Origin of the sequence: Corallococcus caeni, assembly GCF_036245865.1 — a bacterium.
In the GTDB taxonomy this organism is placed as follows: Bacteria; Myxococcota; Myxococcia; order Myxococcales; family Myxococcaceae; genus Corallococcus; species Corallococcus caeni.
The window spans coordinates 497,031-513,343 of the sequence record NZ_BTTW01000003.1; the positions used below are offsets into that span (position 1 = coordinate 497,031).

A 16,313-nucleotide genomic window follows, 5' to 3' on the forward strand; every position below is an offset into this window, starting at 1 on the left:
TACCCCGTCCGGGACGGCGGGACTACGACATCGGCGCGGTCTCCGCCGGGGGGCGGGGCTGCGCCGGGGCCTCGGCCGGCGAGGACTCGAGCGCGCGGCGCGGGGCGTTGGGGTTCCGGGTGTCCACGGTCGAGTTGTAGAGCGTCGTGGCGAAGGTCTGCTGCCCGCCCGTGGACAACGTGCGGAAGGCGCGGTCCAGCGCCTGCTGTCCGCCCTGCAGGCCCTGGCCCATGGTGCGCTCCACCAGCGCGCGCGCCTGCTGCTCGTTGAGGCGCACGGAGAACGGGGCGGTGTTGGACGCCGCCGCGTCGTCATTGGAGAAGGCGCCGCGCGCGATGGCCGCCGCGTTGGGGTCCGTGAAGGTCAGCTCGTAGCTCGTCTCGGCGGGCTGGCCGGGACGCGTGGTGGTGGTCGCCACCACGGAGTCGTTGATGGCCGTGCGCGCCCGGCCGTTGCCGTCCGCGCCCACCTGCATCTCCGTGGACTGGGTGCTGCCCGCCACGTTGCGGTCCGTCTGGCGCACGGTCTGCTCACCCGCGCCGTCCGCGCCGAGCGTCGTGTGCCGCTCGGAGGTGGCCACGCGCTGACCCAGCACGCGCCCCTCGCGGTTCTGATCCAGCGAGTCCGTGCGCTGCACGTTGCTCACGCCCGGGCCGTTCTCACGGGGCAGCTGGCCGGTGCGCATGAACGCGTCGTAGGCCGCGCGGCCCTCCTGCGTGCGGATGTTGAAGTCCGCGGACTGGGTGTTCCCCAGACGCTGATCCTGCCGGCCCTCCAGGCCGCGGATGTTGGTGGCGTCCTGCTGGCGGCCCTGGCTGGTCACCGTGGCGCGCACCGTGTCCTCCGACGTGCGCTGCACCTCGTAGCGCTGCGTCTGGGTGCGGTCGTACGACGTGCTCAGCCCCAGCCGCTCGCCCAGCCTGCCCGGGCCCGCGCGCAGGCCGACGTTGAAGCCCGCCTGGCCCTGGACCTCCGCCCGGGCGCGGGTGCCCACCGGCCACGTCTCCGGGGCGGCGGGGTTGGGCAGCTCACCGTTGCGGATGGCGTCCGTGGCGGCCTGGCGCGGCACCTCCACGCGCAGGCTGCCCTGCAGCCCGAACGAACCGCCCGCGCTCACCGGCCCCAGCCGCGTGGGCACGCCGCCCCGGGGCGTCGAGCCGCGGTTGCCCACCTGGCCCTGGGCCTCCAGGACGAAGTTGTCCCCCTGCGTCGTCACCCGGGCCCGGCCCGTGGGGCGCAGCGCGGCGCCGGGCGAGAAGGTGTCGCGGTTGCGCTCCGTGGCGGCCTGCGAGGCGGGGGCCTGCGTCGGCGGCACCTGCGTCTGCGGCGCGCTCGCCGGGCGGCTGGCGGGAACCGTCGAGGTCGTCGGCTGGAACGTCGGGGTGGGACGGTTCGGATTGATGGAAGTCATGGGTACTGGGGTTATCGGCCATGCCGGTGGTTTGTTTCCACTCGGGGTGTGGCACTCGCATTCCTGAAACCTGAGCGTTTCCGGCCACTTCCACACAGCTCAAACCACCTGAGCCCACCCATAAAGGACACCCACGCCGCAAAAAGCACGCCCTGTTGCAACTGAGTGGCAAGGACTTGAAATACTGCCTTAATACGTATTACAGGTTATTCTCACTTTGAAGGGAGTGCCCGAAATGCAGAACATGCGGAAGCGGTTCTCGACGTCTCGTGGTGGCTGGCGGCCGGTGACGGCGCTGGTGCTGGGCTGCACCCTGGCGGTTCCGGCCGGAGCGCTCGCTGCGGAGCGCACCCCTTCAGTGGCCACGCGGGCTCCGGCGGCGCCGGGCGCGGCGGTGGCGAAGGCGCTCCAGGCGGGGGGCACCACGCTGGCGACGCCGGCGGGGCTGGTGTTCCACCAGACGGCGCGGCCGGTCAGCGCCCTGCGTACGCTGGACGTGGTGCAGGGTAGCGGCGTGCAGCTGCACGTCTGGCGTGAGCGCCAGGCGGACGGCACGGAGCGCGCCTTCTCCGCGTACACGCGCGGCGGCACGGAGCAGCTGGGCCGCGTGCAGCAGGAGGAGTACCTCATCCGGCTGGCGGAGGCGTCGTTCGACCCGCTGGCGCGCACCGCGCCGCTGCTGGGCAACGCGCTGGTGGCGGACCGGGACAACACGCTGTCGCTGGTGCAGTTCCACGCCACGCCGCTGCCGGAGTACCAGGAGACCATCGAGAACGCGGGCGGCAAGGTGCTGCGCTTCCTGTCGGACCACACGTACCTGGTGGAGATGCCGGCGGAGGTTCGCGCGCGCGTGGCCCAGCTCCCCGCCGTGCGCTGGGTGGGGGACTACCACCCGGAATGGCGCCTGGAGCCGGTGCTGCGCGACGCGCTGCTCGGACGCTCGGCGGCGCTCGCGCCCCAGCGCTACTCCATCATGCTGGGCGAGCGCGGCGCGGCGCGGCAGGCCCGCGTGACGGCGCTGGTGGAGCGGCTGGGCGGCAAGGTGGACCTGGTGGAGCCGGGCGGCCTGCGCGTGGAGGCGACGCTCGACCAAGCGCAGCTGGCGCAGCTGGTGCGCGCCAACGAGGTGCAGTTCATCGACCGCTGGGGTGGCCCCGGCGAGGTGGACATGGACATCGTGCGCGCGACGGGCGGCGCCAACTACATCGAGACGCTCAGGGGCTGGAACGGGCAGGGCGTGCGCGGTGAGGTCTTCGACACCGAGCTGCGCACCACCCACCGCGAGTGGCCCACCGCGCCCATCATCCACAGCGTGGGCACGTCCTCCGGTTCGCTGCACGGCACGAGCTGCTACAGCCACAACTTCGCCAGTGGCGTGGATCCGCTGGCCAGGGGCCTGCTGCCGGGCGGGCAGGGCATCTTCTTCCTCTACTCGGAGTCCACGCAGTTCGGCGGCACCAAGTCCCGCTACACGGCGAACCAGGAGCTGATCAACCCGAGCGGCCCCTACCGCGCGGTGTTCCAGACCTCCAGCGTGGGCAGCACGCTGACGACGTCGTACACGACCATCTCCGCGGAGGTGGACGACTACCTCTTCAAGGCGCCGCTCCTGAGCACGCAGTCGCAGAGCAACAGCGGCACGCGCAACTCGCGTCCGCAGGCGTGGGCGAAGAACATCGTCTCCGTGGGCGGCATCCGGCACTACAACACGCAGACCCGCACGGATGACAGCTGGTCCTCGGGCGCGAGCATCGGCCCGGCGGCGGACGGCCGCATCAAGCCGGACCTGGCCTTCTACTACGACAGCATCCGGGGCGCGTCCGGCTCCTCCGACAGCAGCTACACGGAGTTCAGCGGCACCAGCTCCGCGACGCCCCAGACGTCCGGCCACTTCGGCCTCTTGCACCAGATGTGGCACCAGGGGGTGTGGGCCGGCCACGGCGGCAAGGCGGACGTCTTCACCAGCCGCCCGCAGATGGCCACCGCCAAGGCGCTGATGATCAACGGCGCGGCCAGGTACAACTGGCTGGCGGGCGGCGCCAACGCGGACATCGACCGCAACAAGCAGGGCTGGGGAACGTCCGACCTGAAGCGCCTGTACGACCGCGCCGCGAAGACGTTCGTCGTCGACGAGACGGACGTCCTCACGCCGCTCGCCACCAAGACGTACACCTTCACCGTGGCCAGCGGTGAGCCGGAGCTCAACGTCACGATGGCCTACACGGACCCCATGGGCACTGTGGGCGCGGCCCGGGCGCGCATCAACGACCTGTCCCTGCGCGTGACGGCGCCCAACGGCACCGTGTACTGGGGCAACAACGGGCTGACGGCGGGCAACGTGTCCACGGCCGGAGGCGTGTCCAACAAGGTCGACACCGTGGAGAACGTCTTCCTCGCGAACCCCGCCGCGGGCACGTGGAAGGTGGAGGTCCTGGCGGACGAGCTGGTCCAGGACGCTCGCACGGAGACCACGGCGGTGGACGCCGACTACGCCCTGGTGGTGAGCGGCGTGCAGCTCACCGCGAAGGTGCCGTAGGCGTTTTTCCCTCCTGCGCACCCCGCGCGGGCTCCGGGAGGTCCGGGGCCCGCGCCGTACTCTCAGGGAGTAGGGGCCGCGGGCTTCGCGGCGCCCTCCTGCTGGGCCACGGGCTTCGCGGCGCGCTGGAGGACGGGCAGGGACGGGCTCAACGTGCCCAGGTAGAGCCGGCCGTGGAAGCCCGTCTCACCCGGCGCGGCGAAGAGCGCCACCTTGCGCGGCGTGCCCGGCTCCTGGCGCGCGTCCGCCGCCGGGTTGATGCCGTGCACGTCGCAGTCCACCTGCTGCCAGACGTTGAATCGGCAGGCAAAGTGGGCCCCGCGCGCGAAGCCCACGTCCAGCGCCCGCACGGGCGAGGAGGGCAGGGCGGCCGCCAGCCGGTGGCCCATGGGTTCGAACTTCGAATCCCAGCCCACGCCGCCAGTTCGCACGTGCACGTCGCCCGCGAGCACCAGCATCCACGCGTCCGGATGTTCCTGCCGGAAGGCCAGCAGGTTCTCCGCCATCTCCGCCTCGCGCGCGTTGCCCGCGGCCCCCTTCGAGTCGAACGCCACCACGGACACGGCGTGGCCCTGGGCCCGCAGGCGCCGCGCGGCCTCCAGCAGGTGGATGACGCCCGCGCTGCTGCGGCCGTCCTGATCCACGCGGCGGAAGAAGTCGCTCAGCACCAGCAGCCGCTCCAGGTCCGCGTCCGTGCCTGCGCTCGACACGTACTCGTCCAGCGCGGCCTGATCCACCGACGGCACGGACAGGGCCAGCGCCACCGGCAGCTTCTTCGCCGTGGCGTCGCAGAGCATCCGCGCGGCGGCGTCCGGCAGCTCGCGCGTGCCCATGGGGTCCGCGACCAGCACCGTGCCGCCCGAGGCGAGCAGCGGGTCCACGCCCTCCACGGGGTCACCGCAGCGAGGCGCCGCGTCCGGTGTCTCGGCGGTCCAGCCCGCGACCTTCACGTCGCGCACGGGGATGGACGCCTTGCCGCCCACCAGCTCCAGCGACGGCACCATCTCCAGGCGCATGAGCAGCTTGCGCTCCTGGGGCATGTCGCGGAAGCCGCGGCGCAGCTTGAAGCCCTCCATCTGCGGGATGCCCTCGAAGGTCTCGTGGGCGAACACCTCGCGGAAGTGGTTGTAGGTGTGGTCGTTCGTCCTCATGCTGCCCGGCTCGGGCACCTGCTCCTCGACCGCGTCATCCGCCTCGCGGTACTGGAGCCGGAAGATGCGCACGATGGACTGGCGCGGGCCCACGGCTTCGGGGCGCACCAGGTAGCGTTCGAAGGTGCGGTTGCCGCGCACGTTCACGCCGATCTCCCAGGACTGGGAGTACAGCTCGTGCGTGGTGTTGTTCTCGAAGATGTCCAGGCGCTGCTCCTCCAGCAGGCGGCGCGCGACGAACATCGCCTCGTCCAGTGGCACCAGGTACACGCGCTCCACGGTGGGGATGGGCTCCGTGTCCAGCTTGTCCCCGTCCAGCCCGCGCGAGAGGCTCGCGCAGCCCGTCATGCACAGAAGCCCCAGCGTCCAGTGCCACCGCATGGTCCTGCCCCTTTCGTGGCCGGGGACGGTCCAGTCAGGCGCCATCCCCGGACGTCTGAGCCTAACACTCCGGGTGAAGCGATTGCGTCCGCCCACCGTGAAAGGAACACTCCACGCTCCGGATATTTGCTCGGGTGACGGGGGGCCGCGTGCCGCGACATGAATGTCTGCGACTGGGACTCGCAATACTTGGCGTCTTACAGCTATCAACAGCCCATGCGGAGCCACCCCTCACAAGGGCCCCGGGATGCGCCAAGCGTGGCTGGCCCGCGACCGTCACCTGCGGAAGCACCCCGTGCTTCGTCTCGAGCTGTGGCGAAGGAAAGTGTCCCTACTGCTTCATCACGAGCCTGGAGAACCTCGTCTTCACAGGCTGGGCGGTCCACACGTGCACGACCGGAGATGCCGTGACGGACAGGGCGCTGCTGTTCAACACGGCGCCCTTCAACGCGCGCCTGGGGCCCTTCTGTGGCTGAGGACTCGTGGGCACGGGACGCCGCCCGGGTGGCCGAGGCACTCAACCTCCTGACCGTCCTGGCCGTACCTCGTCTCTTCGAACGGTGGTGCACCCAGGCCCCGGCCGAGGAACTGCGCACCGTGCTCCAGTCCCGCATGGCGGCGCTCTCGGCCTTCTGTGAAAAGGCGTGGGGGAGCCCGGATGCGGAGCGCTTCCGGTCCGCGGCCCCCCGGGTGCGGATGCTCGCGGAGTCCCTGGCAGCTGCTCCCTCCGGTAGCCTCATGGACTCCGGCTGGAACGCCCAGGCCCGCGAGTGCTTGGACGCGCTAGGAGTTCCGGTGCCTCCCGGCGGCTGGGAGGGCTTCCAGGGGGTGTCTGCCGACGGAGAATGAAAGGTGAACCGCCCTTTTGCGTGGATGACGTCAAGACTCCAAGTACCCCTCGCCTCTGAGCACGCGAGTGGTCAGGAAACAGGAGGGGTAGGGGGTAACGTCGCGGTGAAGTGGGAGCGGAAAGGTTCGCCGTCCCCAACATGACAGGGGCTGACCGCTCATGATCCTCTCAATAGCTACCGCAGAAGACAGACCGTGGAAAAGATCGCGGTCGCTTCAAAGTGCGCTCATCGACATGCGTGCTCATGTATCTTGGCGCCATGGACTTCCCGGTACCTCCAGCGACTGATGCACCTTCGGAGGAGTCGCCCGTGTCTCCCATCTCCCAGAGGCTCGATATTTGGAACGCGATGCTCTCGCGTGGCGAGGTGCCATCGACTACCGGACGTGAATTATTAACGCTGTTCGGAGCTAAGCGTCGTGGCTGGCGGGTTGTCGCCTGGATTCGTGACGAACTCTTCGCGCGAAGCTTGGTGACAGAGCCGGATTTTGACGAGGTGTGGGTCGATGTCCCGCTGCTAGTCAAACGGGCGCAGAGTACGACGGCAGTCTCATCTCCCTCTGGGTCGACGCAGGGTGCTGGGCCAGTCACCGTCGGGCCGGGCGCAACTGGGTCCGCACCTGTAGCTCAGACGCTACCGAAGCAGAAAGCGACTGATCCAATCCGTCGGATCAGTCTGTTGCGCGCCGCGAACAAAACGGTCGTTTCCGTTCCGCCGAACACGTCACTCAAGGCGGCGACGACAATCATGATGCTCAACGACTTCTCCCAGCTGCCGGTAATTCAGAACGAGCGCGATTGTAAGGGAGCTGTGACGTGGCAGAGCATCGCTACGGCGACAGCAATGGGCAAGGAATGTAGAACGGTGAATGACTGCATGGTGCCTTGCGAAGAGGTCGCTTCGAATGCGTCCCTGTTGGAGGCTATTCAGAAAGTCGCCGCGAAGGAGTTCGCGCTCGTTCGAGGACTGGACAGGCGCTTTCAAGGGATTGTGACGGTCGTGGACCTAAGCCTCCAGTTCCGTGCGCTCAGCGAGCCATTCCTCCTGCTTGAGCAGATCGAGAACCTCCTCCGCTCCCTGATCCGCGAATGCTTCACAGTCGAGGAGATGCGTAAGGCGAAACATGAGGCCGACACATCCCGTAAGGTTGACGATGTTTCCGATTTGACCTTCGGCGAGTACGTGAATCTCCTAGAGCACCGCGAGGCGTGGCCAAAACTGAAGGTGTCCTTTGAGAGGGACTCCTTCATCGCGAAGATGAAAGAAGTACGTGACCTCCGGAACGACATCATGCACTTCGACCCGGACCCGCTTGAGGACGACGACATCACGTTGCTGCGGAACTTCGCGGGATTTCTCGAGAGGGTAGCCAGGTAAATACCGCTCAGGACACGGTAGTTACCCGTAGCTAGTCATTGCTGATTTTGCCCTGGGAACTCGCGCAGGATGCTCTCAGGGATAGCCCCTCGCCCTCCGGCAAGGGGCTTACCCTCCCGGTGTCAGTGCCCGGCGTCCGCGGGCTTCGCGGCGCCTTGCTGCTGCTGGGCCACGGGCGGGACGGCGCGCTGGATGACCGGCGGGGAGGCGTTGAGCGTCCCCACCCAGAGCCGGCCGTGGAAGCCCTTGTCGCTGGGTGCGTCGAACATCGCCACCTTGCGCGGCGTGCCCGGCTCCTGGCGCAGCTCCGGCGTGGGGCTCAGCGCGAACACGTTGCAGTCCACCTGCTCCCAGACGTTGAAGCGGCAGGAGAACTGCGAGCCTCGCGCGAAGCCCACCTCCAGCGCCTTCACCGGCGAGGAGGGCAGGGCCTTCGTCAGCCGCGAGCCCAGCGGCTCGAAGTCCTTGTTCCAGCTCACCGGCTTCGTGCGCACGTGCACGTCGCCCGCGAGTGCCAGCAGCCACGTGTCCGGGTTCGCCTGACGCCAGGCGATGAGGTTCTTCGCCATCTCCTCCTCGCGCGCGTTGCCGGAGGCGTTGTTGGAGTCGAACGCCAGCACCGTGACGGAGTTGCCCTGCGCTCGCAGCCGGCGCGCCTGTTCGATGAGGCGCAGGAGGGCGCCGCTGCTGCGGCCGTCCTGGTACACGCGGCGCCAGAAGGAGCTGACCACCAGGAGCCGCTCCAGGTCCGGGCCGTGGCCCTCGCTGGCCAGGTAGTCATCCAGCGCGCCCTGGTCCTCCGACGGCATCGACAGCGCCAGCGCCACCGGCAGCTTCTTCTCCACCGCGTCGCAGAGCATCCGCGTGGCCACCTCCGGCAGCTCGCGCGTGCCCAGCGGATCTCCCACCAGCACCGTGTGCCCGGCGGCGAGCAGCGGCTCCACGCCCTCCAGCGGCTCGCCGCACTTCACTGGCGGCGGCTGGGCCGTGTCGTCGTCCCAGCCCTCCACCTGCACGGAGCGCACGGGCGCGGTCGTCCTGCCGCCCACCAACTCCAGCGACGGCACCATCTCCAGCTTCGTCAGCAGCTTGCGCTCCAGCGGCAGGTCGCGCGTGCCGCGCACCATCTTGAAGCCCTCCATGTCCGGCACGCCGTCGAAGGTGAAGCGCTCGAACGTCTTCCGGGAGAGGTACTTCTCCTCGTCCTGGATGCGCTCGTTGAGCCACTTGGGCTTCACCTCGATGTTGGTGTCCTGCTCGCGGTAGCGCAGGCGGAAGACGCGGATGATGGACTGGCGCGGGCCCACCGCAGCGCCCTTCACGAAGTAGCGCTCGAAGGTGCGGTTGCCGGGGAGGTTCATCCCGGGCTCGTGCGCGGAGGTGTAGAGCTCGTGGTGGTCCGCGCGCTCGAAGACGTCGTAGCGCTGCTCCTCGAAGACGCGCCGCATGGTGAAGAGCGCCTCGTCCAGCGGCACCAGGTACACCGTCTCCTCCGTGGGCACCTCTTCGTCCCCCGGGCCCTCGTCATGGAGGTCCTTCGTCAGGCTCGCGCAGCCGCCGACGCACAACGACAGTCCCAGCAACCAGTGAAACCGCATGACGTGATCTCCGGCCCACCCGATGTGTCCCAATGTTGCTCGTGACGGGGGTGCGACGTCCTGGCTCCCACCGCCGGGACGTCGTGAATCAGTCTAACGGGAAACGCGGGGCAAACGCGTGTGTCAGGCAGGACGGGTGGGAGCGGCTCCCTGGCCCGTGAGCGACCGGACGACATCCAACGCCAGTTCGGCGTGCTTCTTCACCTGGATCTGCGAGTCGAACGCGTAGCGGATGGTGCCGCCCTTGTCGGCGACGAACGTCACCCGCCCGGGCAGGAGCCCCAGGAAGTTGGTGCCCACCCCGAAGGCCTTGCGCGCCGCGCCATCCGGGTCGCTGAGGAGGCGGAAGGGGAGCCGGTGCTTGGCGACGAACTTCTCGTGGGACTCGGCGGAGTCGCTGCTGATGCCCACCACGTCCGCGCCCGCGTCGGTGAAGTCCTGGTACTGATCCCTCAGGGTGCAGGCCTGGACCGTACATCCCGGGGAGTCGTCCCGAGGGTAGAAGTAGATGACCATCGCCTTGTCACCCAGCAGGTCGCGCAGGCGCACCGGCACGTCGCCCGGCCCCCGCAGTGTGACGTCCGGAACCGAATCCCCTTCTTTCAGCATCTTGGCCATGAAAGTCCCTCTCCTCCCGGGGGGAGCATGGACCGCGCATGGCCTGACCCGCAAATCAATCGGGCTTCCGGGTTGCCCGGAATTCATGGGCCTGGGCATTCTGTCAGGGAATGGCGTCACGCGACCTTGTGGACACCGAGGACTCCCGCAAGGGGGCCTCCCGCGCCGCCCCGGCGGACCGGCTGTACCTGCTGCTGTTGCTGGGCAACACCTCCACGCTGGTGCCGCTGCCCCGGGAGGGGTCGGTGGTGATTGGCCGCGCGGCGGGGGCGGACCTCCTGGTGGACGACGCGTCGGTAAGCCGCCAGCACGCGCGGGTGGGGGTGGCGCAGGGCGAGGCCTTCATCGCGGACCTGGGCAGCCACAACGGCGTGCGCGTCAACGGCGAGCGGGTCCAGGGCACCCGGCCGCTGGACGGCGGCGACGTGGTGACGCTGGGCAACGTGACGCTGGTGTTCCACCAGGGCGAGCGGCCCCTGCCGGAGCGGCGGGCGCTGGAGGCGGAAGGGCTGCGCGCGCGGCTCTCCGAGGAGCTGGACCGGGTGCGCGGCTCGGGCCTGGCGGTGAGCGTGCTCGCGCTGGAGGTGGAGTCGGCCCGGGTGCCGCAGGTGGAGCTGGTGCGGGCGCTGTACGGCGCGCTGCGGTTGATGGACGCGGTGGGACAGGTGGGGGGCACGCTGGTGGGGGTGCTGCCGGACCTGTCTGGCGAGGAGGCGGAGGCCGCCGCGGCGCACCTGGTGTCGGTGCTCACGCCGCTGGCCGGGCGGGTGCGGGCGGGGCTGGCTTCGGCGCCGGGGGACGGGATGCAGGGGGACGCGCTGCTGGGCGCCGCGAGGGCCGCGGCGCTGGCGGCGGCGCCGGGAGAGACGCGGGTCAGCGGGCCGGCCATGTACCGGCTGGCGCTGGGCGAGCGGTCGGTGGTGGTGGCGGACGCGGCGCTGATGCGGCTGTTCGAATTGCTGCGCAGGCTGGCGGTGAGCCCGCTGCCGGTGCTCATCCACGGCGAGACGGGGGCGGGGAAGGAGAACGCGGCGTGGGCGGTGCATCACTGGTCGTCGCGCTCGGCGCAGCCGTTCGTGCCGCTCAACTGCGCGGCGCTGCCGGAGAGCCTGGTGGAAGCGGAGCTGTTCGGCCACGAGCGGGGCGCGTTCTCCGGCGCGGACCGGGCTCGGGCGGGCCTGCTGGAGCGGGCGAGCGGCGGGACGCTGTTCCTGGATGAGGTGGCGGAGCTGTCGCTGCCCATCCAGGCCAAGCTGCTGCGCGCGTTGGATCAACAGGTCATCACCCGGCTGGGGGATTCGCGCGAGCGGCCCGTGGACCTGCGCGTGGTGGCGGCCACGCACCGGGTGCTGGCGGACGAGGTGAAGGCGGGACGGTTCCGGCAGGACCTGTTCTTCCGCCTGTCCGCGGCGGTGGTGGTGTTGCCGCCGTTGCGAGACAGGCCCCGGGAGCTGCCGCTGCTGGCGCGAGCGTTCATGGACGACGCGTGCGCGAGGGCAGGTCGTCCGCCGCTGCACCTGTCCGCCGCGACCATGGAGGTGCTGGGAGCGCACCCGTGGCCGGGGAACGTGCGCGAGCTGAAGAACGCGGTGGAGTACGCGGTGGCCACGTCGCCGGGGCCGGTGGTGGAGCCTTCACACCTGCCGGAGTCGTTGCGCTCAAACGTGGACGCGCCTCCGGAGCCGGAGGCGGCGCGGACAGCGGGCGGCGCGGAGACACCGAAGGTGTTCCAGAATCTGGCGGAGGAACTGCGGACGCTGGAGCGGCAGCGGATGCAGGAAGCGCTGGAGGCGACGGGCGGGGTGCAGACGCGGGCGGCGCAGCTCATCGGGATGCCGCTGCGCACCTTCGCGTTCAAGCTGAAGCAGCACCGAATCGCGCCCTCGCGAGGCCGGGGCGCGGCGGGTGAATGAGGAGCGAGCCGCTTCCAGTGTGGCAGCCGCCCGCGACGTTCGGGGAGTACCGCCTGTTGCAGCCGCTGGGACGCGGCGCGATGGGGGAGGTGTACCTCGCGCACGACACGGTGCTGGACCGGCTGGTGGCGGTGAAGTTCATCGCGGGCGTCGCACCGGATGAGGTGCAGCGTGAGCGCTTCCGCACGGAGGCGCGAGCGATTGCCCGGGTGCAGCACCCGAACGTGGTGGGCATCCACCGCGTCGGAGAGGTGAAGGACCGGCCCTATCTCGTCTCCGAGTTCCTGCGAGGCGACAGCCTGGACCGGTTGTCCCGGCCGGTGCCGTGGACGCGCGTGCTGGAGATTGGAGTCGGACTGGCGAGGGGGCTCGCGGCGGCGCACCGGCAGGGGGTGTTGCACCGGGACCTCAAGCCGGCGAACGCGCTGCTGACCGAGGACGGGCAGGTGAAGCTGCTCGACTTCGGGGTGGCGAAGCTGCTCGACGTGGCGATGGCGTCCGTCGAACCCGTGCGCTTGCAGGAGGAACCCCGAGCCGTGCCCGTGGAGGGTGATGCCACGGTGGATGTGCCGGGCACGGTGGAGGATTCGCGCCGCACCGCGACCGTGGGCGTCAACCACGGTGCCAGCCCGGAGGCCTCGCCACCCCTGCTCGTGAGCTCCGACACTGGAGACTCACAGCGTCCCGCGGAGGTGGCGCAACGGACCGCGACGTCGACTCCGCTTCCGCCGGAGCGGCTCCTCGGTCCCGCGGACCTGCTGTCCACGGGCCGCATCGGGACGCCGCTCTACATGGCGCCCGAGGTCTGGCGCGGTGAACCCGCCACGGTCCGCAGCGATCTCTTCTCGCTGGGCGTGCTCCTCTACGAGCTGTGCGGAGGTCCGACACCCGGACCGCTCGCGGAAGCCCCGCACCGTCCACGGACCTTCGAGCCACTGGACGCCGCGGTGCCCGGCGTCGATGCCACGTTCGCCGCCATCCTCGCGCGCTGCCTCGCGCATGATCCGTTCGCGCGCTTCGAATCCGCGGATGCCCTGCGCGAAGCGCTGGAGTCCATCGCCTCGCGCCGTGGCTCACCGACCCTCGCGACACCGCGTCCACGGTGGCTGCGCATCACCCGCGTGCTCGCGCTCCCGGGGATCGCGGTGGCCATCCTCCTCGGCGGCAACTGGTGGGGCGAACGTTCCCGGCGCATGGACGCGGAGCAGGCCATGGCCTCCGCCGCCGCCATCCTCGACGAAGTCCGCGCCCTGGACACCCGCATCGACACCCTGCGCACGGAGGCCTTCACCGCGTTCGACACGGACCGCTCCGCGGAGGCGGAACCCCTCTGGGCCCAGGCCCTGGAGCTGGGCGCGAAGCAGGCCCGCCGCTCCCAGGACGCCAGCACCGTCCTCGAAGCCGCGCAGACGCGCGTGGGCCGGGGCTCGAACCCCACCCTGGACCAACGCGTCGCCGACGTCCTGCTTCAGCGCATCCTCCTCGCGGAACGGGACCGCGACCTTGACGTCCAGACCGCCCTCACGCAGCACCTGGCTGAGTTGGACCCGAACGCCGCCACGAGCCGGAAGCTGACCGCCCCCGTCCGGATGGAGCTGGACAGCAATCCCCCCGGCGCCGTCATCCAGGTCGAAACCTTCGAGTCCCGCCCCGGTGGCCCGCCGCGCTGGTCCGAGCCCAGGACCTTCGACAAGACGCCCATGACCGCCGGCCTCACGCTGGATCCCGGCTCGCACCGACTGACCTTCACGCTCCCGGACCGGCCGCCCGTACAATACCCGGTGATGCTCACGCGGGGAGAGACCTTCCGCGCGAAGGTCTCCCTCCCCGAACACGTCCCGGACGGCTACGTCTACGTGCCCCCCGGCCGCTTCCTCTACGGCAGCGGCGACGCGGAGACCATCCGCCGCACCGTCATCCGCACGCGCCCGATGCACCGGCTCACCACCGGCGCCTTCTTCATCGCCCGCCACGAAGTCACGTACGCGGACTGGCTCGCGTGGCTGCGAGCGCTGCCCACCTCCGAGCGCGCCGCGCGCAGGCCCCGAGGCACCAACTACTTCGGCACCATCGAGCTGCTTCCGGGCAGGGACGGCCTCTGGACCTTCCACCTGGAACACGAAGGCATCACGTACCTGGCGAGGGAAGGGGAGCCGCTGCGCTACCAGGACCGCACCCAGCGCGCCGAACAGGACTGGCGCCGCTTCCCCGTGTCCGGCATCTCCTGGGAGGACGCCCGCGCGTACGTCGCCTGGCTGGATGCCACCGGTCGCCTGCCCCGCGCGCGCCTGTGCACCGAACGCGAATGGGAGCGCGCGGCCCGGGGCGCGGACGGCCGCGACTATCCGCACGGCCCGACGCTCGCGCCAGATGACGCCAACTTCGACGCCACCTACGGGCGCAAGCCGCGCGCCTTCGGGCCCGACGTGGTGGGAACGCATCCCGCGTCGGACAGCCCCTTCGGCGTGGCGGACCTGTCCGGCAACGTGTGGGAGTGGCTGGTGACGGACACGAACGGCGCGGCCGCGTATGGCGGCGGCTCGTTCTACCAGGACGCGCTCACCGCCCGCTCCCTCAACCACGGCGACGGCGAACCGCGCACACGCTTCCCCTTCATCGGGATGCGCGTGTGCGCGTCCGTTCCGTGACTCCATGAATCAGAGGTCGCGCCCCGGCAGCTGTCCCACCGCCGGCAGGTAGCCCAGGTCCCGGACGAAGAGGAACCCCGGCGGAGCCTGCGTGGACGTGACATAGACAACCGGCGTACGCAACGACCGCCACAGCTTCAGCGGCCGGCGCTGGCCCGTGCTGGTGACGCTCACGGAGCTGTACACGAAGCCCTCGATGCCCTGGTCCCCGTTGAGGGCCTTGAGGACGTAGCTGGGAAGGCGCTCACACTGCGAATCGTCCGTGAGCAGGGAGTCCCCGCTGGTGCTCTCGCACCGGTACAGCGGCTTGATGAAGCTGCCCATGCGCGTCCGGATGTCGACGGGCAGCTTCGGGGAGAGGATGGGCCCCTCCTTGCGCTGCGCGGTGAACGGCGTCACGTCCGCCACCCCGTTCGCATCCAGGTCCAGGTGGACGCCGGTCACGCTGGAGCCGCCTTCGACGGTCAGCGGCTCCACCGTCACCGCGGTGGTCGTCACGTAGCGGTTGGTGGCGGCGTCCATGAACGTCACCAGCGACCGGTCGATGAAGAGCGAATAGGACACGAGCAGCGTCTCGGTGGCATGGAACGACAGGTCCATCGATTCACAGGGCCGCGTCGGACGCGGAGCCAGGACGAGCTTGCGGTTCACGCACGTGGCCTCCAGGGGCAGCGTGTCCCAGCGCTTCTTGCCCAGGCACAGCGGCCGCACGCCGCCGCAGTCATCCACCTTCCACACGGCCTCCAGGGAGTAGCCATCCAGCGTGGCCGGCAGGTCCCCCGTGATCAGCTGGTTGGCCTCCTGCGTGTTCATGAACTTCAGCGGCGTCCCGTCCAGCGTGTTGCTCCGGCCCTCGCCGCAGTAGTCCGCCATGGCCATGCGCGTGCACAGCTGGTGGTAGTCCAGCGCGACGGCCTGCGGGAACGTCGTGGCCCAGGGCGCATAGCCCCAGTCGATGCACTTGGCGATGACGCCGCCGCCCACGAAGAACGGCTGGCTCGCGGTGCCCTCGTTCTTCGCCGCGCAGGCGAAGGTGAAGTACTCGGGGTTCGGGAGCAGCTCGCCGCCGGTGGACCAGGCGTGGGGCGACGCGAGCGCGAAGCCGCTGCCCGTGGGGCACAGCGGCTGGGACGGGCTGTCCTCCGTCGCCGCCGTCACGCGGTACTCCCAGAACGCCTTGCCGTCCGTCAGGTTCTGCGCGGTACACGCAACGGCGGGCCCCGTGATGTCGACGTGGCAGCGGACCTCCTCGATGGTGAGCTTCACCGAACGTCCCTCGAAGGGCGCGCGGAAGGACGTGCCCACGAGGTCGGCCCCCTCCAGGAACCACACCGGCGGGTTGGCGCCCGAGCAGGACTGGCTGCCCACAAGCCGCCCGCCCATCATCAGCGCGGACTTCGTGCACGCAATCCCCAAGGGCGAAGCGGCGGGCTCGAAGGACTCCAGCGGGATGTTCACCGTCTCGAAGCGCTCCGTGCCGTGCAGCCGCGAGCCCTGCGCGCCGTTCACCGGCGGCGGATCCGCCTCCGCGCCCAGGGCCGTCAGCATCCCCATCACCAGGCACCACCGCGTCCACGTCCTGTCATTCAACTTCATGTGTCCGTCTCCCACAGGCCTTCGACTCCGTGGGGGCGCACCAGCGCGTCCCCGATACAGAAGGAACGCGCCGCGCGGATGACGATGCCGACGAAAGTCTGTTCTTGTGCCGTTCGTGCAAACCTTGCCGTGGATGCAATCGTTGCAGGGCCACGCACGCGAGGAGGCTGTGCAAACCTTGCACGCCCCGCGCGCGGCGCGATGCGGCGGGCGTTCCAGCTTCCTTGCCCCGG

9 protein-coding genes are annotated in these 16,313 nt (G+C 70.1%); 4 read left to right on the forward strand and 5 right to left on the reverse strand.

What is annotated here, in order from left to right; translation table 11 throughout:
- Nucleotides 1-22 precede the first annotated feature (22 nt).
- The gene (locus tag AABA78_RS16330) at nucleotides 23-1,411 is read right to left on the reverse strand and encodes a hypothetical protein (RefSeq protein WP_338263995.1); all 1,389 of its coding nucleotides are present in this window, start codon (nucleotides 1,409-1,411) and stop codon (nucleotides 23-25) included.
- Between the two features lie 235 nt (nucleotides 1,412-1,646).
- On the opposite strand from AABA78_RS16330, the gene AABA78_RS16335 reads away from it, so the two are divergent.
- Entirely contained in the window at nucleotides 1,647-3,947 is a 2,301-nt protein-coding gene (locus AABA78_RS16335; protein WP_338263996.1) for a DUF8729 domain-containing protein, read from the forward strand.
- A gap of 62 nt (nucleotides 3,948-4,009) precedes the next feature.
- On the opposite strand, the gene AABA78_RS16340 is transcribed toward AABA78_RS16335, so the two are convergent.
- Nucleotides 4,010-5,479 (reverse strand): TraB/GumN family protein, encoded by a 1,470-nt coding sequence (locus AABA78_RS16340; RefSeq protein ID WP_338263997.1) that lies wholly within the window; start codon nucleotides 5,477-5,479, stop codon nucleotides 4,010-4,012.
- Nucleotides 5,480-6,639: 1,160 nt separating this feature from the next.
- On the opposite strand from AABA78_RS16340, the gene AABA78_RS16345 reads away from it, so the two are divergent.
- Nucleotides 6,640-7,707 (forward strand): CBS domain-containing anti-phage protein, encoded by a 1,068-nt coding sequence (locus tag AABA78_RS16345; protein ID WP_338263998.1) that lies wholly within the window; start codon nucleotides 6,640-6,642, stop codon nucleotides 7,705-7,707.
- Between the two features lie 122 nt (nucleotides 7,708-7,829).
- On the opposite strand, the gene AABA78_RS16350 is transcribed toward AABA78_RS16345, so the two are convergent.
- The gene (locus tag AABA78_RS16350; protein ID WP_338263999.1) at nucleotides 7,830-9,305 is read right to left on the reverse strand and encodes a TraB/GumN family protein; all 1,476 of its coding nucleotides are present in this window, start codon (nucleotides 9,303-9,305) and stop codon (nucleotides 7,830-7,832) included.
- Between the two features lie 123 nt (nucleotides 9,306-9,428).
- Complete coding sequence (locus AABA78_RS16355; protein WP_120529432.1) at nucleotides 9,429-9,923, reverse strand: peroxiredoxin; 495 nt, start codon at nucleotides 9,921-9,923, stop codon at nucleotides 9,429-9,431.
- 110 nt (nucleotides 9,924-10,033) lie between these two features.
- On the opposite strand from AABA78_RS16355, the gene AABA78_RS16360 reads away from it, so the two are divergent.
- A complete protein-coding gene (locus tag AABA78_RS16360) occupies nucleotides 10,034-11,836 on the forward strand; it encodes a sigma 54-interacting transcriptional regulator (RefSeq protein ID WP_338264000.1) in 1,803 nt (600 codons plus the stop codon).
- Nucleotides 11,833-14,484, forward strand: a complete 2,652-nt coding sequence (locus AABA78_RS16370; RefSeq protein ID WP_370469463.1) for a bifunctional serine/threonine-protein kinase/formylglycine-generating enzyme family protein — start codon at nucleotides 11,833-11,835, stop codon at nucleotides 14,482-14,484. The genes AABA78_RS16360 and AABA78_RS16370 overlap by 4 nt, the downstream gene beginning before the upstream one ends.
- Before the next feature lie 9 nt (nucleotides 14,485-14,493).
- Here the strand turns inward: AABA78_RS16370 and AABA78_RS16375 are convergent, their stop codons facing one another.
- A complete protein-coding gene (locus AABA78_RS16375) occupies nucleotides 14,494-16,080 on the reverse strand; it encodes an ADYC domain-containing protein (RefSeq protein WP_338264001.1) in 1,587 nt (528 codons plus the stop codon).
- Nucleotides 16,081-16,313: the final 233 nt, after the last annotated feature.